The organism is Klebsiella planticola, assembly GCF_000783935.2.
Lineage (GTDB): Bacteria > Pseudomonadota > Gammaproteobacteria > Enterobacterales > Enterobacteriaceae > Klebsiella > Klebsiella planticola.
This window is the reverse complement of the sequence record NZ_CP026047.1, coordinates 1,159,401-1,182,527: the sequence shown is the minus strand read 5'-3', so window position 1 is coordinate 1,182,527 and position 23,127 is coordinate 1,159,401. Positions and strand designations below refer to the sequence as shown.

The following is a 23,127-nucleotide window of genomic DNA, read 5'->3' as shown; positions in this document are numbered from 1 at the left end:
CTTACTGCGCCTGCACACGCAGCTCTGCTGCGCTACGACTACGGTGACCCAACAGTGCTTTAACATCGCTGGACTTTGGTTTAACCAGCGCGAATTTCGCGGCAAAAGCCGGCCAGTTGGCCAGGATCTCTTCGCCACGAGACGAACCGGTAAGCTGCACGTGTTCGGTAATCAGACCACGCAGGTGCTCTTCATGGATAGCGAGAGAGTCAACGCCCAACACTTCCACCAGTTCCGGGTTCACACGTTTACGGAAATCGCCGTCTTCATCCAGGACGTAAGCAAAGCCGCCGGTCATCCCTGCGCCAAAGTTGACGCCGGTTTTACCCAGTACGCAGACGATGCCGCCGGTCATGTATTCGCAGCCGTTATCACCGATGCCTTCTACCACGGTAATGGCACCGGAGTTACGCACCGCAAAACGTTCGCCTGCGCGGCCTGCTGCGTACAGACGACCGCCGGTCGCGCCGTACAGACAGGTGTTACCGATGATGCTCGCTTCGTGACTGCGGAAGGCGGAGCCCACCGGAGGACGGATTGACAGCAGACCGCCTGCCATCCCTTTACCCACGTAGTCGTTCGCGTCACCGGTCAGATGCAGTTCTACGCCGCCGGCGTTCCACACGCCGAAGCTCTGGCCTGCGGTACCGCTGAAGTGCGCGGTAATCGGGTCTGCCGCCAGTCCCTGATCGCCGTGGGTCTGGGCGATATAGCCGGACAACGACGCGCCAACGGAACGATCGGTATTACGGATATCGAACCAGAAGGTTTTGCTCTGCTTGCTGTCCACGAATGGTTTTGCCTGCTGCAGCAGCTGCGCGTTCAGCACGCCGTTATCAAACGGCGGGTTGCTTTCGGTGCAGTACAGCGCTTTCCCCGGATGCGGCTCGGCGGTTTCCAGCAGTTTGCTCAGATCCAGCTTCTGCTGCTTCGCGGTAAAGCCATCCAGCACTTTCAGCAGGTCGGTACGGCCAATCAGATCCACCAGACGCTTCACGCCAAGCTCAGCCATCAGCTCGCGGGTTTCGCGGGCGATGAATTCAAAGTAGTTGGTCACTTTGAACGGCAGGCCGTGATAGTGGTTCTTACGCAGTTTGTCATCCTGAGTGGCTACGCCGGTTGCGCAGTTGTTCAGGTGGCAGATACGCAGATATTTACAGCCGAGCGCGACCATCGGGCCCGTGCCGAAGCCGAAGCTTTCTGCGCCAAGAATCGCCGCCTTGATGATGTCGAGGCCGGTTTTCAGGCCGCCATCCACCTGCAGACGGATCTTGTGACGCAGACCGTTAGCCACCAGCGCCTGTTGGGTTTCCACCAGACCCAGTTCCCACGGACAACCGGCGTATTTCACGGAGGAGAGCGGGCTGGCCCCCGTACCACCGTCGTAACCGGCGATGGTGATAAGATCGGCATAGGCTTTGGCCACGCCGGTGGCGATGGTGCCGACGCCCGGTTCGGAAACCAGCTTCACGGAGATCATCGCTTTCGGGTTGACCTGTTTCAGGTCGAAAATCAGCTGCGCCAGATCCTCGATAGAGTAAATATCGTGGTGCGGCGGCGGTGAAATCAGGGTCACGCCCGGGACCGAATAGCGCAGTTTGGCAATGTACGGCGTGACTTTGTCACCCGGCAGCTGCCCGCCTTCGCCCGGCTTCGCGCCCTGAGCAACTTTAATCTGGATAACGTCGGCGTTGACCAGGTAAGCCGGAGTGACGCCGAAGCGACCGGAAGCGACCTGTTTAATACGCGACACTTTGTTGGTGCCATAGCGCGCCGGGTCTTCGCCGCCTTCGCCGGAGTTAGAGAAGCCGCCGATGCTGTTCATCGCTTCCGCCAGCGATTCATGAGCTTCCGGGCTTAACGCACCGATAGACATGGCGGCGGTATCGAAGCGTTTGAACAGCTCTTTGGCCGATTCAACGTGGTCGATGCTGATGGCGTCATCGCCAGGATTCAGCGCCAGCAGATCGCGCAGCGTTGCGGCCGGGCGTTCATTTACCAGGTTCGCATATTGCTGATAGTCGTGGTATTCACCGCTCTGAACCGCCTGCTGCAGCGTGCGGACTACGTCCGGGTTGTAGGCGTGATATTCACCGCCGTGAACATATTTCAGCAGACCGCCCTGATCCAACGGCTTACGGACCAGCCAGGCGCGTTTAGACAGATTCAGCAGATCCTGCTGGAAGTCATCAAAGCCCGCGCCGCCGATGCGGCTGACAACGCCGAGGAAGCACAGGTCGGAAACCTCACGATGCAGGCCAACCGCTTCGAACAGCTTCGAGCAGCGGTAGGAGGCGATGGTCGAGATGCCCATCTTAGACATGATCTTGTACAGGCCTTTGTTGATGCCGTTACGGTAGTTCAGCATCACTGTACGGTAGTCTTTCTCAATGGCCTTGTTATCGACCAGCTTCGCCAGCGTTTCATAGGCCAGGTACGGATAGATAGCCGTGGCGCCGAAGCCCAGCAGCACCGCGAAGTGGTGCGGGTCACGGGCGCTGGCGGTTTCAACGATAATGTTGGCATCGCAGCGCAGGCTCTTATCCACCAGGCGGGTTTGAATCGCGCCTACCGCCATCGGCGCCGGAACCGGCAGACGATCTTTGGCGATATTACGATCGGAGAGCACCAGCAGAACGGTACCGTTACGCACCATCTGTTCGGCTTTATCACACAGCGCCTTCACCGTGTCGGCCAGCGAGGTTTCCGCGGCGTTAAAGGTGATATCCAGCGTATCGGCGCGATAGTGCTCCTCTTCCATGGTGGTGAGCTGTTTGAAATCGGAGTACAGCAGGATCGGCGATTTGAAGCTCAGGCGGTGCGCCTGGCCTTCCGCTTCGCAGAAGACGTTCATTTCACGGCCGATGCTGGTGGCCAGCGACATCACGTGGGCTTCACGCAGCGGGTCGATCGGCGGGTTGGTAACCTGCGCGAACTGCTGACGGAAGTAGTCGTAAATGATACGCGGCTGGCTGGAGAGCACGGCAAACGGGGTATCATCGCCCATTGAACCGACCGCTTCCTGGCCGTTTTCGCCCAGAACGCGCAGGACGGAGTCCAGCTCTTCTGCGCTGTAGTTAAACTGTTTCTGGAAGCTGGCGAGGGTGTCATCATCCAGCTGACGGCTGCCAACCTCTTCGTCAGGCAGATCTTCGAACGGCACCAGGCGACGGACGTTTTTCTCCATCCACTCTTTGTAAGGGTGGCGGCTTTTCAGGTCATCATCGGTTTCCGCAGAGTGCAGAATACGTCCGCCGCGGGTATCGATAACCATCAGTTCGCCCGGGCCAACGCGGCCTTTTTCGACGACTTCGTCAGGCTGGTAATCCCAAATCCCGACTTCTGAAGCGCAGGTGATCAGCTTGTCTTTGGTGATGACGTAGCGCGCCGGGCGCAGGCCGTTACGATCGAGGTTACAGGCGGCATAGCGGCCGTCGGACATCACGATGCCCGCCGGGCCATCCCACGGCTCCATATGCATGGAGTTAAAATCAAAGAAGGCGCGCAGCTCCGGATCCATATCCGGGTTGTTCTGCCAGGCTGGCGGTACGAGCAGACGCATGGCGCGCACGATATCCATCCCGCCGGCCAGCAGCAGCTCAAGCATGTTATCCATGGAGCTGGAGTCGGAGCCGGTTTCGTTCACGAACGGTGCCGCATCGTGCAGGTCCGGAATTAATGGCGTCTGGAACTTGTAGGTACGCGCGCGCGCCCACTGGCGGTTGCCGGTGATAGTGTTGATTTCGCCGTTGTGCGCCAGGTAGCGGAACGGCTGTGCCAGCGGCCAGCGCGGTACGGTGTTGGTGGAGAAGCGCTGGTGGAACAGGCAGATTGCCGACTCCAGACGCAGGTCCGCGAGGTCCAGGTAGAAGCGCGGCAGGTCCGCCGGCATACACAGACCTTTGTAAATGTTCACCAGATTCGACAGGCTGCAAACGTAGAAATCTTTATCTTCCTGCAGACGCTTTTCAATGCGGCGACGGGCGATGAACAAACGACGTTCCATATCGCGCGGGCGCCAGCCTGCCGGGGCGTTAACAAAAATTTGTTCAATACGGGGCAGCGAGGAGAGGGCGATTTCACCGAGAACCCCTTCGTTGGTCGGCACTTCGCGCCAGCCGACGATGGACAGGGTTTCACGTTGTAGTTCTTCTTCAACGATGCGGCGTGCCGTAGCCGCCAGTTCAGGATCTTTATTAAGGAACAACATCCCGACGGCGTAATTTTTGGCTAAACGCCAGCCGCGCTCTTCCGCAACGATACGGAAGAAACGGTCAGGTTTTTGCAGCAGCAAGCCACAACCGTCGCCGGTTTTACCATCGGCAAGGATCGCGCCGCGGTGCTGCATTCGGGCCAGTGCGTGTATAGCGGTACGCACTACCTTGTGGCTAGGTTCGCCTTCTATGTGGGCGATCAGGCCGAAACCACAGTTATCCCTCTCAAGGGATTTATCGTACAACATATCAGTGAACCTCCCCAGGCTCTACGGGACACCCTCCGATACCGATTGCGCACGGGCACAGAAAGAGCATGGCGACGGGGTTTGCACCTCGCATTCGCCCTCTTTAAATCCTTTTCGCATCGGTACGCAAGTTTGAGGACTTGCTGTAAGAGGGAATCTCAATTACTGCATAAATATGATGAGCAGAGTGCTCATCCAGAAAGCTTCCAGCGGATTCCCAACTTATCGGGAATCCGCACTTACGTCAAATGGCAATCTTATTTATACAAAAATGTGCTATACAGGGTTTAACATTATGATAATTAAGATAATAGTTGTGTTTTAAGCGGCGCTGAAACGTAGCGGAAAGCATAATCTAGTGTGATCTGTCTCACTATATCGATAGCGTAACATTATCGATCTGTGCTGAACTGCCTATTTATCGCAGAGTATTTATCTGCCTGTTACCTTGAAGGCGGTAAATAACACTGTTTTTTGCCCTGATGAAGATAATGGCAAACCTGAGGTTAAGTATAAGGAAAAGTCATCACAGAGTGAGTGAATGAAATTGCAGTTATCTTGAGTGTTTATGCAATGAGCTGAGCGGCCGCGCTGACGATTGATCCAGGTCATCGCCGTCGGTGGCTAAAAATGGCAGGCTTGGCCCCTTTCTTCAGGCCGGTCTATCAGATTATGCAGTTACAGAAATTAGTCAATATGTTTGGTGGGGATCTTTCGCGGCGCTATGGCGAAAAGGTTCATAAACTGACGCTGCATGGCGGGTTTAGCTGCCCGAATCGCGATGGCACCATCGGCCGCGGAGGCTGCACGTTCTGCAACGTTGCCTCTTTTGCTGACGAAGAGCAGCAGCACCACTCTATTGCTGAACAGCTGGCACATCAGGCGCAGAGGGTTAATCGCGCAAAGCGCTATCTCGCTTATTTTCAGGCTTACACCAGCACCTTTGCCGAAGTTCAGGTACTGCGCTCGATGTATCAGCAGGCGGTGAGTCAGGCCAATATCGTTGGACTGTGCGTGGGCACTCGTCCTGACTGCGTCCCGGAGGCGGTACTGGATCTGCTCAGCGGCTATCGGGAACAGGGTTACGAAGTGTGGCTGGAGCTAGGCTTACAGACGGCGCATGACAAAACGCTGCAGCGGATTAATCGTGGGCATGATTTTGCCTGTTATCAGCGTACGACCCGGCTGGCGCGTGAGCGCGGGCTGAAGGTCTGCGCGCATTTGATAGTCGGGCTCCCGGGCGAGGCGCAGAGCCATTGCCTGCAAACGCTGGAACAGGTTGTGGATACCGGCGTGGATGGTATCAAACTGCATCCGCTGCATATCGTCACCGGCAGTACGATGGCCAAAGCCTGGCAGGCGGGGCGGTTGCAGGCGATTGCGCTGGATGAGTATACGATCATTGCCGGGGAGATGATTCGCCACACGCCACCTGAGGTTATCTATCACCGCATTTCCGCCAGCGCCCGGCGGCCGACGCTGCTGGCCCCCCTGTGGTGTGAGAATCGCTGGACCGGGATGGTTGAACTCGACCGCTATCTCAACCAACATGGCGTGCAGGGCTCGGCGCTGGGACAAGCCTGGGTGCCGCGCGCAGCTTTAGAGTAAGGGCGCCCGCATTTTTTGCACAACTTACAGCGTATTGCTCAGAATTGGGTATTATTGTGCGGAGTTGTCGCGAAGGAATCCCTTATGAAGCAAATCCGTATGCTGGCGCAGTACTATGTCGACCTGATGATGAAGCTGGGTCTGGTGCGTTTTTCCATGCTGTTGGCCCTTGCCCTGGTGGTGCTGGCGATTGTGGTTCAGATGGCCGTCACGATGGTTCTGCATGGCCAGGTTGAGAGCATCGACGTTATCCGCTCTATCTTCTTTGGTCTGCTGATAACCCCCTGGGCAGTCTACTTTTTGTCGGTGGTGGTGGAGCAACTGGAAGAGTCGCGGCAGCGTCTCTCCCGGCTGGTGGAAAAACTGGAGGAGATGCGCGAGCGCGACCTGCAGCTTAACGTGCAGCTCAAAGATAATATCGCGCAGCTCAATCAGGAGATTGGCGAGCGTGAAAAGGCGGAAGCCGAACGCGAGACGACGCTGGAACAGCTGAAGATTGAGATGAAAGAGCGTGAAGAGACGCAAATTCAGCTGGAACAGCAATCCTCCTTCCTCCGTTCTTTCCTTGATGCCTCACCGGACCTGGTATTCTATCGCAATGAAGACAAAGAGTTTTCTGGCTGTAACCGGGCGATGGAACTACTGACCGGGAAAAGTGAAAAGCAGCTTATCCACCTGAAACCTCAGGATGTCTATAACGAAGAGGCGGCGGTTAAAGTGCTGGAGACTGACGAAAAAGTCTTCCGCCATAATGTGTCGCTGACCTACGAGCAGTGGCTGGATTATCCGGACGGGCGTAAAGCCTGCTTTGAAATCCGCAAGGTTCCTTACTATGACCGCGTCGGCAAGCGCCGTGGACTGATGGGCTTTGGCCGCGATATTACCGAACGTAAGCGCTACCAGGATGCGCTGGAGCGCGCCAGCCGCGATAAGACCACCTTTATCTCAACGATCAGCCACGAACTGCGCACGCCGCTTAACGGCATCGTCGGGCTGAGTCGTATCCTGCTGGATACCGAGCTGACCGGTGAGCAGGAAAAATACCTCAAAACTATCCATGTTTCTGCCGTCACGTTGGGGAATATTTTCAACGATATTATCGACATGGATAAAATGGAACGGCGCAAAGTCCAGTTGGATAATCAGCAGGTCGATTTCACCGGTTTCCTGGCCGATCTGGAAAACCTCTCCGGCCTGCAGGCGCAACAGAAAGGGCTGCGCTTTGTCCTGGATCCGACCCTGCCGCTGCCGCATAAAGTGGTGACCGACGGGACGCGTCTGCGGCAGATTCTGTGGAACCTCATCAGTAACGCCGTGAAATTCACCCCGCAAGGTGGCAACGTCACCGTTCGCGTTCGTTATGATGAAGGCGATATCCTGCATTTTGAAGTGGAAGATTCCGGCATCGGCATTCCCGAAGCCGAGCAGGATAAGATCTTCGCGATGTATTATCAGGTGAAAGACAGCCACGGTGGCAAGCCTGCGACAGGCACCGGGATCGGTCTTGCCGTATCGCGTCGTCTGGCTCGCAATATGGGCGGCGACATTAACGTCTCCAGCCAGCCGGGCCAGGGGGCCACGTTTACGCTGACCGTGCATGCGCCGGCGGTGGCGGAAGAAGTGGAAGATATGCTGACTGAAGATGAGATGCCCCTGCCGGCGCTGAACGTGCTGCTGGTCGAGGATATCGAGCTCAACGTGATTGTGGCGCGCTCGGTGCTGGAGAAGCTGGGCAACAGCGTCGATGTAGCGATGACCGGTAAGGCCGCGCTGGAGATGTTTGAACCGGGCGAGTACGACCTGGTGCTGCTGGATATCCAGCTGCCGGATATGACGGGCCTGGATATTTCTCGTCATCTTAAGCAGCACTTTGCCGCCGACGAGCTACCGCCTCTGGTTGCCCTGACCGCCAACGTCCTGAAAAATAAAAAAGAGTATCTCGATGCCGGCATGGACGACGTCCTGAGTAAACCGCTATCGGTGCCGGCGCTTACGGCTATGATTAAAAAATTCTGGGATTCGCCGGAAGAGGATGAGTGCGAAATGCCGACCGTGGATGTGAGTAAATCGGCATCCGTGCTGGATATCCCAATGCTTGAGCAGTATATCGAGCTGGTGGGGCCAAAGCTTATCAACGATGGCCTTGCGGTTTTTGAGAAGATGATGCCGGGCTATATGGCGGTACTGGAGTCTAATCTGACCGCTCGCGACCAGAAAGGGATCGTCGATGAAGGGCATAAAATTAAAGGCGCGGCGGGGTCTATTGGCCTGCGGCATATTCAACAGCTTGGACAGCAGATTCAGACTCCGGATCTGCCGGCGTGGTCGGATAACGTTGGTGAATGGGTGGAAGAGATGAAATCCGAGTGGCAGAACGATGTGGCCGTGCTGAAGGCATGGGTTGCGGCGGCACATAAAAAATGACCCCGGATAAACCGGGGTGCGCGAATACTGCGCCAACACCAGGGAACTGGTCGTTGCGCCAGAATTTTTAGAGATATTTTTACGTAGCGCAACCTGAGGATTTGGTTTGCTCGCTCATTAAGATAGCAAACCTTAAATAATTTGTTACGTGAATCAGTAAAATATGTGAAGCAATGCGTGTAAATCAAAATTTTTGACTGGTTTCAGCAAGTTGCACTAAGGAGCTGGCAGTATGAAAAAGATTGGCGTGGTATTGAGCGGCTGTGGCGTCTATGACGGAACGGAGATCCATGAAGCGGTCATTACCCTGTTGGCGATCGCCCGTAGCGGCGCACAGGCCCTCTGTTTCGCCCCGGATAAAGCGCAAACGGACGTGATCAACCACCTGACCGGTGAGCCGATGGCCGAAAGCCGCAACGTTCTGGTTGAGGCCGCGCGTATTGCCCGTGGCGATATTCAGCCTCTGGCGGCGGCCCGGGCGGAAGATCTGGATGCGCTGATTGTCCCTGGCGGATTTGGCGCGGCGAAGAACCTCAGCAATTTTGCCTCGCAAGGGGCCGAATGCCTGATCGATAGCGACCTGAAGGCGTTGACGCTGGCGATGCACGAAGCGGGCAAGCCCCTGGGCTTTATGTGTATCGCCCCGGCGCTGCTGCCAAAAATTTTCCCGATCCCGCTGCGGATAACCATCGGCACCGATCTTGATACCGCTGAGGTGGTGGAAGAGATGGGGGCAGAACACGTTCCTTGCCCGGTCGATGATATCGTCGTCGATGAAGAGCATAAGGTGGTGACGACCCCGGCCTGGATGCTGGCGCAGAACATTGCGGAAGCGGCAAGCGGGATTGAGAAGCTGGTGGCTCGCGTGCTGGTTCTGACTGAATGAGCGTGCGTTCGGCCCCGTTGCGAATGATTAAACGCTTTTTATTGCGCATTCTGCTGATTGCGACAGCCTTTTGGGGAGGTGGCATCGCGCTGTTTAGCATACTGCCGGTGCCGTTTTCAGCCGTTATGCTCGAGCGACAAATCGGCGCATGGCTGAGCGGTGATTTTCATTATGTCGCCCATTCCGACTGGGTCGGGATGGACGAGATCTCGCCGTGGATGGGGCTGGCGGCAATCGCTGCGGAGGATCAAAAATTCCCCGAACACTGGGGTTTTGATGTATCAGCGATAGAGAAAGCGCTGGCGCACAATGAACGTCAGGAAAACCGCGTGCGCGGCGCCTCCACGCTCTCGCAGCAAACGGCGAAGAACCTGTTCTTGTGGGATGGCCGCAGCTGGTTGCGCAAAGGGCTGGAGGCAGGGTTAACGGTAGGGATTGAGACGGTATGGAGTAAAAAACGGATTCTGACCGTCTACCTGAATATCGCGGAATTTGGGGAAGGGACGTTCGGCGTCGAAGCGGCATCCCGACGCTACTTTCACAAGCCTGCGAGCAAGTTAACCGCTTCTGAAGCGGCGCTCCTGGCCGCAGTATTACCCAACCCGATTCGCTTTCGCGCCGATGCGCCGTCCGGCTATGTCCGCAGTCGGCAGGCGTGGATCCTGCGTCAGATGCGTCAGTTAGGCGGAGAAGGATTTATGCAGGCGAACAAGCTGAAGTGAGGTCACGACAGAAACAATAGCCCCGGTCAGCGTTGTACAGCCGGGGAAGAGGCGGGAATGCTTAGTCTTCGTCAAAACCGGCGTTGAACAGCGCGATAACCGCTGCCAGCGCCTCGACTTCCTGCGGACCGTTGGCTTCAATCTCGATTTGCCGACCTTTGGCAGAGTCGAGCATCAGCAGGGCAATGACGCTATTGGCTTCCGCTTCCGTCCCCTCGTCGTTGCGCAGCAGGACTTCCGCATCATAATTCTGCATCAGCTCAAACAACTTCATCGCCGGGCGGGCATGCATCCCCAGCTTATTGGTGATTTCAACGATCTGCTTTACGGTCATGATTTGCGTTTTTCCAGCGTCCGATGGCGAGACTGCACGTTCTTACCGCGTGAGCGGAAGTAATCAGCCAGCTGTTCGGCAATGTAGACCGAACGGTGTTTACCGCCGGTACAACCAATCGCCACCGTCAGATAGCTGCGATTATTGGTTTCCAGCATCGGTAACCATAGCTCAAGATAGCTGCGGGTCTGGTAAATAAAATTGTGAACTTCCGTGTGCCGGTCAAGGAAGGCGGCCACCGGTTTATCCAGACCGGTCATTGGACGCAGTTTCGGATCCCAGTGCGGGTTTGGCAGGAAGCGTACGTCAAAGACGTAATCGGCATCAATCGGGATACCGTGCTTAAAGCCAAAGGATTCAAAGACCATGGTCAGCTCACGTTCGCGCTTGCCGAGCAGACGGGTACGGAGCATTTCCGCCAGCTCATGTACCGACATCTCTGAAGTATCGACGATCAGGTCGGCGCGGGAACGCAGCGGCTCCAGCAGGGCGCTCTCTTCGTCAATCGCGCTTTCCAGCGACAGATTTTTGCTTGATAGCGGATGCAGACGACGGGTGTCGCTGTAGCGGCGGATCAGCGTATTGCGGTCAGCATCAAGGAACAGCAGCTGAGGGGAAAATGCCTCAGGCAGATTTTTCATCGCCTGTTCAAAGATCTCTGGCGATTCCGGCATGTTACGCACGTCAATGCTGACGGCGGCAGAGATGTTTCTGTCGGCCAGCGATCTCGCCAGCTCAGGCAACAGCACTACCGGCAGGTTATCTACGCAGTAGAAGCCCATATCTTCCAGCGCCCGCAGAGCGACGGATTTCCCCGAGCCTGAGCGGCCACTGACGATCATCAGTACCATGTACCGTTTCTCCTCAGTACGATAAAGGGTAGGGGGCGACGGCCGTTATACGTCATCGTTGCTTCCTGCTTCGGTGATGATCTCATACAGCTCTTCATCGCTTTGCGCCGCGCGCAGGCGGCGGCAAATCGTTTTATCCGCCAGTCGTTTTGCGACCAGCGACAGCGTATGCAGATGGGTTTTGGTCTGGTCAGCCGGGACCAGAAGCGCAAACAGCAGATCGACCGGCTGGTTGTCGATGGCATCAAAGGCGATCGGAGTCTCCAGCTGGACAAACACGCCGACGGCGCGCAGCGTATCCTCTTCGAGTTTGCCGTGCGGAATGGCAATCCCGTTGCCAATCCCGGTACTGCCCATTTTCTCGCGGGTAAGGATCGCCTCAAACACCACCTGCGGTGGCAAACCTAACTGTTTTGCTGCCAGTTCACTGATGATTTCCAGCGCGCGCTTTTTGCTCTGGCAGTGAACCTGGCTACGGGTACATTCCTGGTTAAGGACGTTGCTCAGTTGTAGAGCCGAATCGTTGTTCATCATAATTTCACCTGAGCGCGCCCCTCGCCTGCCGCCGATGAAAGCCGGCAGCAGGCAAGGGCGGCGCCCGGACAATTAGTGTTGTTTTAGTTTATCTTTATGTTTTGTTAACTGTCTTGCCAGCTTATCGATGAGTCCATCGATAGCGGCATACATATCCTGCCCTTCCGCACTGGCATGGATTTCGCCACCGTTGACATGCAGATTGGCATCCGCAATTTGCGTCACCTTCTCTACTTTTAACACAATATAGACCTGATTGATCCTGTCGAAAAACTGCTCCAGCTTGCTGAACTTCGCATTAACGAATTCACGCAGTGCAGGGGTGATCTCGACGTTGTGTCCTGTAATGTTGAGCTGCATAGTGTCTTCCTTATCGGTTGTATCAAACCAGTTGTTTACGCTGGTTAGATGGCGGAATGGATAAAGACTCTCGGTACTTAGCGACGGTACGACGTGCCACCATGATACCCTGTTCGGACAGGATGGTGGTCAGCTTACTGTCACTCAACGGCTTCGCGGGATTCTCCGCGGCGATTAACTTCTTCACCAGCGCACGAATGGCCGTCGACGATGCCTCGCCGCCGCCTTCCGTATTCACGTGGCTGGAAAAGAAATATTTCAGCTCAAAAATACCGCGCGGACTGTGCAGATATTTTTGGGTGGTAACGCGTGAAATGGTGGATTCATGCATTTCGACGGCCTGAGCAATATCCGCCAGCACCATCGGTTTCATGAACTCTTCACCCTGATCGAAGAAGGCCTGCTGCTGTTCGACGATGCAGCGGCTGACGCGCAGCAGCGTATCATTGCGGCTTTCCAGACTCTTGATCAGCCAGCGAGCTTCCTGCAGGTTGCTGCGGATAAACTGGCTGTCTGCATCATTGCGCGCGCTGTTGCCCATGGCCGCGTAATGCTGATTAATCTTCAGGCGTGGGATGCTGTCGGAGTTAAGCTCCACTACCCAGCGACCACTGACCTTACGTACCAGTACGTCGGGAATGACGTATTCCGGTTCGCTGGTCTGGATCGACTGACCGGGGCGCGGATCGAGGGACTGGATGAGATTAACGGCTTCTTTCAGCACCTCTTCTTTCAGTCGGGTGACGCGCATCAGGGAGCGGAAATCATGGTTGGCGAGCAGATCGAGATGATCGCTGATGATCAGTCGGGCTTCTTCCAGCCACGGCGTCTCTTTGGCATATTGGGAAAGCTGAACCAGCAGACAGTCGCGCAGATCTTTTGCCGCGACGCCGACCGGGTCAAAGCGCTGAATACGCTTTAGCACCGCTTCAACTTCTTCGAGACCAATTTCGTCATCGTCGATACTCTCGACAATATCTTCCAGCCGAATGGTGAGATAGCCGGTGTCATCAACGGCATCGACAATCGACGTGGCGATGGCGCGGTCGGTGTCGGTAAACGGCGTCAGTTCAACCTGCCACATCAGGTAATCCTGCAGGCTTTGGGTCGTTTCGCCTTGATAGACAGGCAGTTCGTCGTCCTGGTAGTCAACGCCGTTTCCGGACGGAGTGCCAGCGGTGTAGATTTCATCCCAGCTGGCGTCGAGCGGCAGCTCTTCCGGCATATCTTTTTGTTCAAGAGCGTCGACGGTGTCCAGCGATTCGCGGTCCTCGACCTCTTTGGTTTCTACCTCTTCGTGAAGATCGGTTTGCTCAAGCAGCGGATTACTCTCCAGCGCCTGCTGGAGTTCTTGCTGGAGTTCTAACGTGGACAGCTGCAGCAAGCGAATAGCCTGTTGCAGTTGTGGCGTCATGGCAAGCTGTTGGCTTAGCCTTAATTGCAAACCTTGCTTCATATTCAGGGCTAATATCTCCGGCTAAAACGTCTGTAACCTCTACCCTATCAGAGTCTGAAGTCTTCCCCAAGATACACGCGCTTAACCTGCTCGTCTTCAAGGATTTGCTGCGGGGTGCCGTGGGCGATCAGATGACCCTGGCTGACGATATAGGCGCGTTCGCAGACGGCCAGCGTCTCCCTGACGTTATGGTCGGTGATCAGCACGCCAAGACCACTGTCGCGCAGATGCTCGATGATGCGTTTGATATCAATAACGGAAATGGGGTCAACCCCGGCAAAAGGCTCATCCAGCAGAATGAATTTCGGATTAGCGGCCAGCGCGCGGGCGATTTCAACGCGGCGGCGTTCACCGCCGGACAGCGCCTGACCGAGGCTGTCGCGCAGATGCTCGATGTGAAATTCTTCCATCAGCTCTTTCGCGCGGTCTTCACGCTGCTCGCTGCTGAGATCGTCACGAATCTGCAACACCGCCATTAAATTATCGTACACGCTCAGGCGGCGGAAAATGGAGGCTTCCTGCGGCAGATAGCCGATACCCCGACGCGCGCGGGCATGCAGCGGCAGCAGGCTGATATCTTCATCGTCGATGATAATGTTGCCAGCGTCGCGCGGTACAATGCCGACTACCATGTAGAAGGTCGTGGTTTTACCGGCGCCGTTCGGCCCGAGGAGGCCAACGATCTCGCCAGAGTTGACGGTCAGACTGACATCTTCCACCACGCGGCGGCCTTTATACGCCTTGGCGAGATTCTTTGCGGTTAATGTTGCCATAACGAATTAGTTACCCTTCTTTTGCTGGTTGGTGCTTTTGTCTTGCAGCTGCGAAGGAACCAGAACCGTCGTCACGCGTCCGCCTTTATTGCTGAACGCCTGCATTTTCTGCTCTTTCACCAGATAGGTGATTTTGTCGCCCTGAATGTTGCTGTCGAGCTGATCCAGGTGTGCGTTGCCGGTCAGCACCACAAAATCATTCTGCAATTCATAGTGCATTTTCTGCGCGCGGCCTTTCACCGGCTTGCCGTTGTCCTGCATCTGGTAGAAGGTTGCCGGATTACCGTAACCGTCGATCACTTCTTTACCTTTTTCACCGCCAGGACGGGTCACCACCACCTTATCGGCGTTGATTTTAATGGTCCCCTGGGTGACGACGACATTACCGGTGAAGGTAACGACATTACCCTGCATATCCAGTGACTGCTGATCGGATTCGATGTGAATCGGTTGATCGGTATCGCCGGTTTTTGCCAGTGCCGGCAGGCTGGCGGCCAGTAAGGCGCTGGCGAGCGCAACCTTAAGGCTGAGTTTGTTTGTTCTGAATTTCATAAGAGGTTCTAACCTTTTCAATCAGCTCGGCAGTTTTGCTGCGTAAATTTCCGCGCATTTTCAGGCCGCTGGAATTAAATGTCGTCCCGTACAACGTCACCATGTCATCAGAGGTAACATCTTGCGTCACCAGGTTTATCTGGGCGTTATCCGTCGTAATTTTGCGCAATTGAGAGTCCGCGCTCAGCGCGTCCACCTCGACGTTTCCGTAAAGATACAGCATGCGATCTTTAGTCAGTTTGGCTTTATCCGCTTTGATAGACCAGGTGGGTACCTTGTTGGTATCAAACGTGGTCATCACCGGTTTGGTGAACCACGATACTTCCTGGGCGGAAAAATACTCCACATGCTCAGCGATTAAGCGGTAGTTAAGCGCCCCTTCCGGGCTGTAAACAACGGTGTCGGTATGTTCACTGGTATAGGTCGGGTCATCAGGACCGATCTCTTGCTGAATGGTATCGTCCGTACCCGCCAGATTCAGGCCGATCAGAATAAGCGCGACCAGCGATAGTAAAATGATAACCCAACGTCTGGTTTTACTCATATTGATTGCCCTTTGGCCTCATCCAGCTTGCCCTGCGCCAATAGTAACAAATCGCAGACTTCGCGTACCGCCCCGCGTCCACCGTCGATGCGGGTAACATAATCCGCTCGCGGTATCAGTAGCGGGTGCGCATCCGCCACTGCCACGCTTAAGCCGACCTCGGCCATCACCGGCCAGTCGATAAGATCATCGCCGATGTAGGCCACTTCGTCCGGACGAACGGCCAGCTTGCTCAATAATTCGCGAAATGCCAGCAGTTTATCGGACTGCCCCTGATACAGGTGCGTAATGCCCAGCGTCTGACAACGATCTTCTACCAGTTTAGCTTTTCGTCCGGTAATAATCGCGACTTCAATACCTGAGGTCAGCGCGCAGCGAATCCCGTAACCGTCGCGAACATTAAACGCCTTCAGCTCTTCACCGCTGTTGCCCATGTAGATAAGACCGTCGGACAGCACGCCGTCTACGTCGAGAATCAATAAACGGATCTTCGCCGCCCGATCGATAAACTCAGGGCTTACTGGCCCGTAGCAGGTTTCCTGCAGAGCATCAGCATTATTCATTATTTTATCCTTACTTACACTACGCCTGCGCGCAGGAGATCGTGCATATGTACCACACCCAACAGGCGGTCGCCATCGGCAACTAACACACAGGTGATATGGCGAGATTGCATCAGGTTCAGCGCATCGACGGCAAGAATACCGGGGCGAATGCGAATGCCGCCCGGCGTCATGACGTCAGCGATACGGGCATTACGCATATCGACACCGGTATCAAATACCCGGCGCAGGTCGCCATCGGTGAAAATACCGATGATGTTCATGTCATCATCACAGATAGCCGTCATGCCTAAATTTTTACGCGTGATTTCCAGCAGCGCATCACGCAAGGTGGCCTGCACATTGACGTGCGGGATTTCATCACCGGTATGCATAATATCATTGACCCGCAGCAACAGCTTACGGCCCAGTGCGCCGCCAGGGTGCGACAGCGCAAAATCTTCAGCGGTAAAGCCGCGCGCTTCCAGCAAAGCAACCGCCAGCGCATCGCCCATCACCAGCGCGGCGGTGGTGCTGGAGGTGGGCGCCAGCCCTAACGGGCAGGCTTCTTTCAGTACCTTCACGCAAAGGTGGATGTCCGCCGCGCGCGCCATGCTGCTTTCCGGGCGGCTGGTGATGCAGATAAGGGGAACCTGCTGGCGTTTGAGCACCGGAATCAGCGCCAGGATCTCGTTCGACTCGCCGGAGTTCGAGAGCGCGATAACCACATCCTTCGGCGTCACCATACCTAAATCGCCGTGGGCCGCTTCGCCAGGGTGAACGAAAAATGACGGCGTACCGGTGCTGGCAAACGTCGCCGCCATTTTACGCCCGATATGGCCGGATTTGCCCATCCCCATCACCACGACTTTACCCGCGCAGCGGAAGATCTTCTCGCAGGCATGGGTGAAATCTTCATTAATGTACTGATCGAGTTGAGCCAGACCTTCACGTTCAATTTCCAGGACCTCGCGTCCTACCCGTTGAAAGTCAAAATCCGTTGGCAAATCTATTTGCGACATAGTGTTATCCCGATTCATTCAACGAAGAGCGGTGCTGCCCAGTACAGCATCGCCAACCAAACCACAAAACCGCCGACCAGCAGCGCACCGACCAGGCGACCGGGTTGCCATTTGCGACGCCAGCATAGCAGGGCGAATATCACGCTGACGAACAGCATCACGGTGTAGTCGCGCGTAAAGGCCTCAGGTGCGAACGCTCCCGGGGCGATCAGTGCGGGTAATCCGAGAACCAGGGCGATATTCAGGATATTGGCGCCTATAATATTCCCGATAGCGATATCGTCTTCCCCTTTTCGTGCCCCGGCAATCGTCGTTGCCAGTTCCGGCAGGCTGGTGCCGATCGCCACCACCGTTAAGCCGACGGTGAGCTCGCTGATAGCGAAGTAGTTTGCCAGCACGGTAGCATTATCCACGACCATTCGGGTTGCCATAGGCATCACAATCATGGCTACGCCCAGCCAGAGCAGGGCCACGGGAAGCGAACCTTCTCGTGGAAGCTCTGCCATCTGTTCCCGGGTCAGGCTATCGCTGCCCTGACGTTCCGCCAGCCGGGCGATTTTAATCGTAAACAGCAGCCACAGCAGGGCTAGCGCCAGTAAGAAAAGACCATCCATACGGGACAGCTGCCCATCGTACAGCACAAAGCTTGCCAGCAAACTGACCAGCAACATTAGCGGTAACTCGCGGCGCAGGATATCAGAATGCACGGTAAATGGACGCAACAAGGCAGCGAGGCCGAGTATTAATAATATATTGGTAATATTGGATCCGAGCGCCGTGCCGATCGCCAGATCGGTCTGTCCGTGCAGAGACGCGGCGGCGGAAACGATGATCTCCGGCAGGCTGGTGCCGATACTGACCACCGTCATCCCGATAATGAGCGGGGGGATCCCTATCATGCGGCAAAGTATTGAAGCGGCGTAGACCAGACGATCGGCGCTGTAAACTACCAGCAGTAAACCAATTATTAACAGAGCCGTCGCTAAGAGCATCTAAAGTCCTTTCTTCAGGTATAATCGTCGATTCGCTGTACCGGTCCATCTGCAGCGTAACGAATTCTTAATTTTGACTTTATGTTTGTCAAAAGTAAAACAAATGCCAGCTTTCGCTAACCCAGGCAGGTAAGATTCTGTAAAAATGTTGGGTTTGTGGCGAAGGTACGCGCCATGCTTAGCCCGAGGGATGTTTAGTAAGGATGATTTTATGAGCCAAACTCTGGCGAATTTGGTCGAAGTACGCGGTATCCGCTTCTCTCGCGGCGATCGCGTCATCTTTGACGATATCTCGCTGTCAGTGCCGCGCGGTAAGATCACGGCGATTATGGGACCATCGGGGATCGGTAAAACGACGCTGCTGCGCCTGATCGGCGGGCAGATCCCGCCGGATAAAGGTGAGATTCTGTTCGATGGTGAAAACGTGCCGCAGATGTCACGCTCGCGCCTGTATACCGTGCGTAAGCGGATGAGCATGCTGTTCCAGTCCGGAGCCCTGTTCACCGATATGAACGTGTTCAATAACGTAGCCTATCCGCTACGTGAACATACGCGTTTGCCGGAGGCGCTACTGCATACGACCGTCATGATGAAGCTTGAAGCGGTCGGGCTGCGCGGAGCGGCGAAATTGATGCCCTCTGAACTCTCAGGCGGGATGGCGCGTCGCGCCGCCCTGGCCAGAGCCATCGCGCTGGAGCCGGACCTGATTATGTTCGACGAACCGTTTGTCGGACAGGATCCCATTACCATGGGGGTGCTGGTCAAGCTGATTTCAGAACTCAACAGCACGCTGGGCGTGACCTGTATCGTGGTGTCACACGACGTGCCAGAAGTGCTGAGCATTGCTGATTACGCGTATATCGTGGCGGACAAAAAAATCGTGGCTCACGGCAGCGCGCAGTCGCTGCGTGAAAACGGCGACCCTCGGGTTCGCCAGTTCATTGATGGTATTGCCGATGGTCCGGTACCGTTCCGCTATCCGGCCGGTGACTATCAGCATGATTTATTAGGCAAGGGAGCGAGCAACTGATGCTGCTAAACGTGCTGGCATCACTCGGACACCGGGGAATTAAAACGACCGCGGCTTTCGGGCGTGCCGGATTAATGCTTTTCAATGCGGTGGTGGGCAAGCCGGAATTTCGTAAGCATGCGCCGCTGCTGGTTCGCCAGCTCTACAACGTTGGCGTGCTATCGATGCTGATTATCATCGTGTCGGGGCTGTTTATCGGCATGGTTCTGGGGCTGCAGGGCTATCTGGTGCTCACCACCTATAGTGCGGAAACCAGTTTAGGCATGCTGGTGGCGCTATCCCTGCTGCGCGAACTGGGTCCGGTGGTCGCTGCGCTGCTGTTTGCCGGGCGTGCGGGTTCAGCGCTGACCGCGGAAATTGGCCTGATGCGCGCGACCGAACAGCTCTCCAGCATGGAAATGATGGCGGTCGATCCGCTGCGTCGCGTGATTTCACCTCGCTTCTGGGCCGGGGTTATCTCGCTACCGCTGTTGACCATTATTTTTGTCGCCGTGGGTATCTGGGGCGGTTCGCTGGTGGGCGTAAGCTGGAAGGGCATCGACAGTGGCTTCTTCTGGACCGCGATGCAAAATGCCGTTGACTGGCGAATGGACCTGGTTAACTGCCTGATTAAGAGTCTGGTGTTTGCCATTACGGTGACATGGGTTGCGTTATTTAATGGTTATGACGCTATCCCCACTTCCGCCGGGATTAGCCGGGCAACGACGCGTACCGTGGTGCATTCGTCGCTGGCGGTTCTGGGGCTGGATTTTGTGCTGACTGCGCTGATGTTTGGGAATTGAGTTCATGCAAACGAAAAAAAGTGAAATCTGGGTAGGTGTGTTCTTACTGGTTGCGTTGCTGGCTGCGCTGTTTGTCTGTCTCAAAGCCGCCAACGTGACCTCTTTACGTACCGAGCCGACGTATCGTATCTATGCCACCTTTGACAATATTGGTGGGCTGAAGGCGCGTTCTCCGGTCCGCATTGGCGGCGTGGTCGTGGGCCGGGTGGCGGATATTACGCTTGACCCGAAAACCTACCTGCCGCGGGTCGCGCTCGATATTGATGAGAGCTACAACCATATTCCTGATTCCAGCTCGCTGGCTATTCGTACCTCAGGTCTGCTGGGAGAACAGTATCTGGCGCTGAATATCGGTTTCGACGATCCGGAACTGGGGACGTCTATCCTTAAAGATGGCAGCACTATTCAGGACACCAAGTCTGCCATGGTTCTGGAAGACCTGATTGGTCAGTTCCTTTATAGCAGTAAGGGCAGTGACAATAAGAATTCTGGCGATGATTCGGCAGCGACAGATAGTCATACTAGCGCGACGCCACCGGCCGCCACGACGCATTAATTTCAGGAGAGACACCCTATGTTTAAACGTTTAATGATGATCGCCATGCTGGTGATTGCTCCCTTGACGGCTGCTACGGCGGCGGATCAGTCCAATCCCTATAAGCTGATGAACGAAGCGGCGCAGAAGACCTTCGATCGTCTTAAGAATGAACAGTCGAGGATTCAGGCTAACCCGAACTATCTGCGTGATATCGTTGACCAGGAGCTGATGCCGTATGTCCAGGTGAAGTATGCCGGCGCGCTGGTGCTGGGCCGGTATTACAAAGATGCGACCCCGGCGCAGCGCGAAGCCTACTTTGTCGCCTTCCGTGAATACCTGAAGCAGGCCTACGGCCAGGCGCTGGCTATGTACCATGGTCAAACCTATCAAATTGCTCCGGAACAACCGCTGGGCGATGCAACTATCATCCCTATTCGCGTGACGATCATCGATCCCAATGGCCGCCCTCCGGTGCGCCTGGATTTCCAGTGGCGTAAAAACACCCAGACCGGTAACTGGCAGGCTTACGATATGATTGCCGAAGGGGTGAGCATGATCACCACCAAACAAAACGAGTGGAGCGACCTGCTGCGCACCAAAGGCGTTGATGGCCTGACCGCGCAACTGAAAGCGATCTCCGCGCAGCCGATCACTCTGGAACAGAAAAAATAATGACCGGGCAGCTGAGCTGGACTCGCGACGGCGAGCGACTGGCGCTGCACGGGGAGCTGGACCAGGATCTGCTGGTCCCGCTCTGGGAAGCCCGTGCACAAGCGACCGATGGCGTATCGACTATCGACCTGAGCGCGCTGACCCGGGTGGATACCGCCGGCCTGGCGCTGCTGATGCACTTTGTGGCGTTAATTCGCCACCAGGGCCGGGAAGCGAAACTGACTGGCAAGAGCGACAACCTGCAAACTTTAGTCAGTCTTTACAACCTTCCCGCCGATATGATCCCATAGTTTTTCAGTGCGTTACTGCTGAGGTTATCCTGAAAGCCCCATCAATATCTTCGATGGGGCTTTTTGCTTATTTAAGACCGCGCCACTTTCCTCTAAGATGTTGGGCTATTTTCACTACCAGATAAAATTTGAACCCATGGAAAATCATGAAATTCAGACCGTGCTGATGAACGCACTCTCCCTTCAGGAAGTCCACGTCTCTGGCGATGGCAGTCACTTTCAGGTTATTGCTGTGGGTGAGATGTTTGACGGCATGAGCCGGGTAAAAAAACAGCAGGCAGTCTACGCTCCGCTGATGGAATACATTGCCGACAACCGCATTCATGCTCTGTCGATCAAAGCATTTACCCCGCAAGAATGGGCCCGGGACCGCAAACTCAACGGCTTTTAAGCTGCAGGGATGTTCCCCGCAGCGTATGTGAATTCTTAACAGAGAACAGAATCAATGGATAAATTCCGTGTTCAGGGGCCGACACGCCTCCAGGGGGAAGTCACCATCTCCGGTGCAAAAAATGCCGCCCTGCCGATCCTCTTTGCTGCACTGCTGGCAGATGAGCCGATTGAGATCCAGAACGTACCAAAACTGAAAGACATCGATACCACGATGAAACTGCTGAGCCAGCTCGGCGCCAAAGTGAAACGCAATGGGTCAGTCTGGATCGATGCGGGTCCGGTCGACGTCTTCTGCGCGCCGTACGATCTGGTCAAAACAATGCGTGCTTCTATCTGGGCGCTGGGCCCGCTGGTGGCGCGCTTTGGTCAGGGACAGGTTTCACTGCCGGGCGGTTGTGCTATCGGTGCGCGTCCGGTCGATTTGCATATTATCGGCCTTGAGCAGCTGGGCGCAGAGATCAAACTGGAAGAAGGTTATGTGAAGGCGTCGGTTAACGGACGTCTTAAAGGCGCGCATATTGTGATGGATAAGGTCAGCGTCGGCGCGACCGTGACCATTATGAGTGCCGCGACGCTGGCGGAGGGCACCACCGTTATTGAAAACGCCGCTCGCGAGCCGGAAATCGTCGATACGGCGAACTTCCTCAACACGCTGGGCGCGAAAATTAAAGGTCAGGGGACTGACCGCATCACCATCGAAGGCGTAGCGCGTCTGGGTGGCGGCGTATACCGCGTTCTGCCTGACCGTATCGAAACCGGTACTTTCCTGGTCGCTGCGGCAATCTCCGGCGGTAAAATTGTTTGCCGCAACGCACAGCCTGATACCCTGGATGCCGTACTGGCCAAGCTGCGCGATGCGGGCGCTGATATCGAAACCGGCGAAGACTGGATTAGCCTGGATATGCACGGCAATCGTCCGAAAGCCGTCAATGTACGCACCGCGCCACACCCGGGGTTCCCGACCGACATGCAGGCGCAGTTCACGCTGCTGAACCTGGTTGCGGAAGGGACCGGCGTGATTACCGAAACGATCTTTGAAAACCGTTTCATGCACATTCCGGAACTGATCCGTATGGGTGCACACGCGGAGATCGAAAGCAATACGGCGATATGCCACGGCGTGGCGCAGCTCTCCGGTGCACAGGTGATGGCGACCGACCTGCGTGCGTCAGCAAGTCTGGTCCTGGCCGGCTGTATCGCGGAAGGCACCACGATTGTCGATCGTATCTACCACATCGATCGTGGATACGAGCGCATCGAAGATAAACTGCAGGCGCTGGGCGCAAATATCGAACGCGTAAAAGGCGAGTAACTCTGTAGTGATAACAGCCCCTTGACGTGTGTCCGGGGGCTGTTTTTT

Annotated in this window: 23 protein-coding genes; 11 read left to right on the top strand and 12 right to left on the bottom strand. The window is 55.6% G+C overall.

What is annotated here, in order from left to right:
• Position 1: 1 nt before the first annotated feature.
• Positions 2-4,462: a glutamate synthase large subunit gene (gene gltB, locus MC50_RS05685; RefSeq protein WP_049266964.1), complete on the bottom strand. Its 4,461-nt coding sequence runs from the start codon at positions 4,460-4,462 to the stop codon at positions 2-4.
• Positions 4,463-5,134: 672 nt separating this feature from the next.
• On the opposite strand from gltB, the gene MC50_RS05670 reads away from it, so the two are divergent.
• The 4 genes from MC50_RS05670 (at position 5,135) to mtgA (ending at position 10,102) form a co-directional block, all read left to right on the top strand.
• Complete coding sequence (locus MC50_RS05670; RefSeq protein WP_049266998.1) at positions 5,135-6,070, top strand: TIGR01212 family radical SAM protein; 936 nt, start codon at positions 5,135-5,137, stop codon at positions 6,068-6,070.
• An 84-nt stretch (positions 6,071-6,154) separates the two neighbouring features.
• Entirely contained in the window at positions 6,155-8,494 is a 2,340-nt protein-coding gene (gene arcB / locus MC50_RS05665) for an aerobic respiration two-component sensor histidine kinase ArcB (protein WP_032697432.1), read from the top strand.
• A gap of 232 nt (positions 8,495-8,726) precedes the next feature.
• Positions 8,727-9,380, top strand: coding sequence for an isoprenoid biosynthesis glyoxalase ElbB (gene elbB / locus MC50_RS05660; RefSeq protein WP_032690561.1), 654 nt, complete (start codon positions 8,727-8,729; stop codon positions 9,378-9,380).
• Positions 9,377-10,102: a monofunctional biosynthetic peptidoglycan transglycosylase gene (gene mtgA / locus MC50_RS05655; RefSeq protein ID WP_032690562.1), complete on the top strand. Its 726-nt coding sequence runs from the start codon at positions 9,377-9,379 to the stop codon at positions 10,100-10,102. Before elbB ends, mtgA begins: the two co-directional genes overlap by 4 nt.
• A gap of 61 nt (positions 10,103-10,163) precedes the next feature.
• Here mtgA and npr read toward each other — a convergent pair whose 3' ends face one another.
• The 11 genes from npr to MC50_RS05600 form a co-directional block, all read right to left on the bottom strand.
• Positions 10,164-10,436: a PTS phosphocarrier protein NPr gene (npr, locus tag MC50_RS05650; protein ID WP_004868176.1), complete on the bottom strand. Its 273-nt coding sequence runs from the start codon at positions 10,434-10,436 to the stop codon at positions 10,164-10,166.
• The gene (gene rapZ / locus MC50_RS05645) at positions 10,433-11,287 is read right to left on the bottom strand and encodes an RNase adapter RapZ (protein WP_004868172.1); all 855 of its coding nucleotides are present in this window, start codon (positions 11,285-11,287) and stop codon (positions 10,433-10,435) included. Before rapZ ends, npr begins: the two co-directional genes overlap by 4 nt.
• Positions 11,288-11,332: 45 nt before the next feature.
• Positions 11,333-11,821 carry a PTS IIA-like nitrogen regulatory protein PtsN gene (gene ptsN, locus MC50_RS05640; protein WP_015585655.1) on the bottom strand — a complete coding sequence of 163 codons (489 nt, stop codon included), beginning with the start codon at positions 11,819-11,821 and terminating at the stop codon, positions 11,333-11,335.
• Positions 11,822-11,893: 72 nt separating this feature from the next.
• Positions 11,894-12,181, bottom strand: coding sequence for a ribosome hibernation promoting factor (gene hpf, locus MC50_RS05635; RefSeq protein WP_004868168.1), 288 nt, complete (start codon positions 12,179-12,181; stop codon positions 11,894-11,896).
• A gap of 22 nt (positions 12,182-12,203) precedes the next feature.
• A complete protein-coding gene (gene rpoN, locus MC50_RS05630) occupies positions 12,204-13,637 on the bottom strand; it encodes an RNA polymerase factor sigma-54 (RefSeq protein WP_032690563.1) in 1,434 nt (477 codons plus the stop codon).
• Between the two features lie 47 nt (positions 13,638-13,684).
• Complete coding sequence (lptB, locus tag MC50_RS05625; RefSeq protein WP_004206203.1) at positions 13,685-14,410, bottom strand: LPS export ABC transporter ATP-binding protein; 726 nt, start codon at positions 14,408-14,410, stop codon at positions 13,685-13,687.
• A 6-nt stretch (positions 14,411-14,416) separates the two neighbouring features.
• Positions 14,417-14,962 (bottom strand): lipopolysaccharide ABC transporter substrate-binding protein LptA, encoded by a 546-nt coding sequence (lptA, locus tag MC50_RS05620; protein ID WP_032697434.1) that lies wholly within the window; start codon positions 14,960-14,962, stop codon positions 14,417-14,419.
• On the bottom strand, positions 14,931-15,506 hold the full coding sequence (lptC, locus tag MC50_RS05615; RefSeq protein ID WP_032690565.1) for an LPS export ABC transporter periplasmic protein LptC: 576 nt from the start codon (positions 15,504-15,506) through the stop codon (positions 14,931-14,933). The genes lptA and lptC overlap by 32 nt, the downstream gene beginning before the upstream one ends.
• The gene (kdsC, locus tag MC50_RS05610; protein WP_032690566.1) at positions 15,503-16,069 is read right to left on the bottom strand and encodes a 3-deoxy-manno-octulosonate-8-phosphatase KdsC; all 567 of its coding nucleotides are present in this window, start codon (positions 16,067-16,069) and stop codon (positions 15,503-15,505) included. Before kdsC ends, lptC begins: the two co-directional genes overlap by 4 nt.
• 14 nt (positions 16,070-16,083) lie before the next feature.
• Positions 16,084-17,088, bottom strand: coding sequence for an arabinose-5-phosphate isomerase KdsD (kdsD, locus tag MC50_RS05605; RefSeq protein ID WP_369804298.1), 1,005 nt, complete (start codon positions 17,086-17,088; stop codon positions 16,084-16,086).
• Positions 17,085-18,062 carry a calcium/sodium antiporter gene (locus MC50_RS05600; RefSeq protein ID WP_032690568.1) on the bottom strand — a complete coding sequence of 326 codons (978 nt, stop codon included), beginning with the start codon at positions 18,060-18,062 and terminating at the stop codon, positions 17,085-17,087. The genes kdsD and MC50_RS05600 overlap by 4 nt, the downstream gene beginning before the upstream one ends.
• A gap of 211 nt (positions 18,063-18,273) precedes the next feature.
• Here MC50_RS05600 and mlaF point away from each other — a divergent pair, with 211 nt between their 5' ends.
• From mlaF to murA, 7 genes are all read left to right on the top strand, one after another.
• Positions 18,274-19,092 (top strand): phospholipid ABC transporter ATP-binding protein MlaF, encoded by an 819-nt coding sequence (gene mlaF / locus MC50_RS05595; protein WP_004868142.1) that lies wholly within the window; start codon positions 18,274-18,276, stop codon positions 19,090-19,092.
• Complete coding sequence (mlaE, locus tag MC50_RS05590; protein ID WP_032690569.1) at positions 19,092-19,874, top strand: lipid asymmetry maintenance ABC transporter permease subunit MlaE; 783 nt, start codon at positions 19,092-19,094, stop codon at positions 19,872-19,874. Before mlaF ends, mlaE begins: the two co-directional genes overlap by 1 nt.
• Positions 19,875-19,878: 4 nt before the next feature.
• Positions 19,879-20,430: an outer membrane lipid asymmetry maintenance protein MlaD gene (mlaD, locus tag MC50_RS05585; protein ID WP_032690570.1), complete on the top strand. Its 552-nt coding sequence runs from the start codon at positions 19,879-19,881 to the stop codon at positions 20,428-20,430.
• An 18-nt stretch (positions 20,431-20,448) separates the two neighbouring features.
• Complete coding sequence (gene mlaC, locus MC50_RS05580; protein ID WP_047663530.1) at positions 20,449-21,084, top strand: phospholipid-binding protein MlaC; 636 nt, start codon at positions 20,449-20,451, stop codon at positions 21,082-21,084.
• Positions 21,084-21,374: a lipid asymmetry maintenance protein MlaB gene (gene mlaB / locus MC50_RS05575; protein WP_047663529.1), complete on the top strand. Its 291-nt coding sequence runs from the start codon at positions 21,084-21,086 to the stop codon at positions 21,372-21,374. Before mlaC ends, mlaB begins: the two co-directional genes overlap by 1 nt.
• 136 nt (positions 21,375-21,510) lie before the next feature.
• A complete protein-coding gene (gene ibaG, locus MC50_RS05570) occupies positions 21,511-21,765 on the top strand; it encodes a BolA family iron metabolism protein IbaG (protein ID WP_015585657.1) in 255 nt (84 codons plus the stop codon).
• A 54-nt stretch (positions 21,766-21,819) separates the two neighbouring features.
• Positions 21,820-23,079, top strand: a complete 1,260-nt coding sequence (gene murA, locus MC50_RS05565; RefSeq protein ID WP_032690573.1) for a UDP-N-acetylglucosamine 1-carboxyvinyltransferase — start codon at positions 21,820-21,822, stop codon at positions 23,077-23,079.
• Positions 23,080-23,127 lie beyond the last annotated feature (48 nt).